The 1,326-nt window shown below is 46.5% G+C and carries 8 tRNA genes and 1 rRNA gene; all 9 read right to left on the reverse strand.

From position 1 onward, the window contains the following. Nucleotides 1-48: 48 nt before the first annotated feature. A tRNA-Gly gene (locus AAIB49_RS19830) sits at nucleotides 49-122 on the reverse strand. 56 nt (nucleotides 123-178) lie between these two features. Then, a tRNA-Pro gene (locus tag AAIB49_RS19835) sits at nucleotides 179-252 on the reverse strand. Nucleotides 253-258: 6 nt separating this feature from the next. Further along, a tRNA-Arg gene (locus tag AAIB49_RS19840) sits at nucleotides 259-335 on the reverse strand. Between the two features lie 81 nt (nucleotides 336-416). Then, nucleotides 417-500, reverse strand: a tRNA-Leu gene (locus tag AAIB49_RS19845). 26 nt (nucleotides 501-526) lie between these two features. Next, nucleotides 527-611: transfer RNA gene (locus AAIB49_RS19850), tRNA-Leu, on the reverse strand. Between the two features lie 9 nt (nucleotides 612-620). Continuing rightward, nucleotides 621-696, reverse strand: a tRNA-Lys gene (locus AAIB49_RS19855). Between the two features lie 163 nt (nucleotides 697-859). Next, nucleotides 860-935, reverse strand: a tRNA-Thr gene (locus AAIB49_RS19860). A 1-nt stretch (nucleotide 936) separates the two neighbouring features. Then, nucleotides 937-1,012: transfer RNA gene (locus AAIB49_RS19865), tRNA-Val, on the reverse strand. Then, nucleotides 1,013-1,128 (reverse strand): 5S ribosomal RNA (gene rrf / locus AAIB49_RS19870). Nucleotides 1,129-1,326: the final 198 nt, after the last annotated feature.

The raw sequence follows: 1,326 nt of genomic DNA on the forward strand, positions 1-1,326 counted from the left end.
TTATCAGGCGTGCGCTCTAACCAGCTGAGCTACAGGCCCATAAATTAATGGAGCGGGTGAAGGGAATCGAACCCTCGACATCAGCTTGGAAGGCTGGAGTTTTACCATTAAACTACACCCGCATAAAGTATAGAAATAAATATTCTTTTTTAGCCAGACTTATTAATAAAGCCTCGGATCGGGAAGACAGGATTCGAACCTGCGACCCCATGGTCCCAAACCATGTGCTCTACCAAGCTGAGCTACTTCCCGATAAAATGGCGCGCCCGAGAGGAGTCGAACCCCTAACCTTTTGATCCGTAGTCAAACGCTCTATCCAATTGAGCTACGGGCGCAAAAGCGACATTCTTAATAATACCATATTAATCATATTAAATCAAGTCGTTTATTTGTATTAAACAAACACTGGAACTAAGTGCGGCCGAGAGGATTTGAACCTCCACGGGATTAACTCCCACTAGGCCCTCAACCTAGCGCGTCTGCCATTCCGCCACGACCGCATTAATACGGACTTTACATTTTGTAGTGGTGCGGGTGAAGGGAGTCGAACCCCCACATCCGAAGATACTAGATCCTAAGTCTAGCGCGTCTGCCAATTCCGCCACACCCGCATATTTAAATGGTGAGCCATGAAGGATTCGAACCTTCGACCCTCTGATTAAAAGTCAGATGCTCTACCGACTGAGCTAATGGCTCATAGTAATGAGTGATTCTAAATTAATTTGAGCGTCCATTAAGGTTTACCCCTGCATCTCCAAGCATATTCAAGGATGTGTATGCTTCGGGGTTACTCGTAGCTTATTCGGTGGAAGTCTTGCTCGTTGCTCTACCGACTGATTTAATGGCTCATAATGAAAAGTGGTGCCGGCCAGAGGACTTGAACCCCCAACCTACTGATTACAAGTCAGTTGCTCTACCAATTGAGCTAGGCCGGCATGGTGGAGGATACAGGGCTCGAACCTGTGACCCCCTGCTTGTAAGGCAGGTGCTCTCCCAGCTGAGCTAATCCTCCGCCTGGCGGCGTCCTACTCTCGCAGGGGCAATGCCCCAACTACCATCGGCGCTGAGAAGCTTAACTTCTGTGTTCGGTATGGGAACAGGTGTGACCTTCTCGCTATCGCTACCAGACATTGTCTTAAAATCAAGACAAGATATATTATATGCATTCCCAAAGAGAAATGCAAGGGTTTTTTAAAAATAATTATACCCTGAAAACTAAATAAGAGTAAACAAACGATATCAAATAAGTTAGTTAAGTCCTCGATCTATTAGTATCCGTCAGCTCCACGTGTCACCACGCTTCCACCTCGGACCTATCAACCTCAT

Origin of the sequence: Ornithinibacillus proteolyticus (assembly GCF_039581225.1) — a bacterium.
GTDB lineage: Bacteria > Bacillota > Bacilli > Bacillales > Amphibacillaceae > Ornithinibacillus > Ornithinibacillus massiliensis.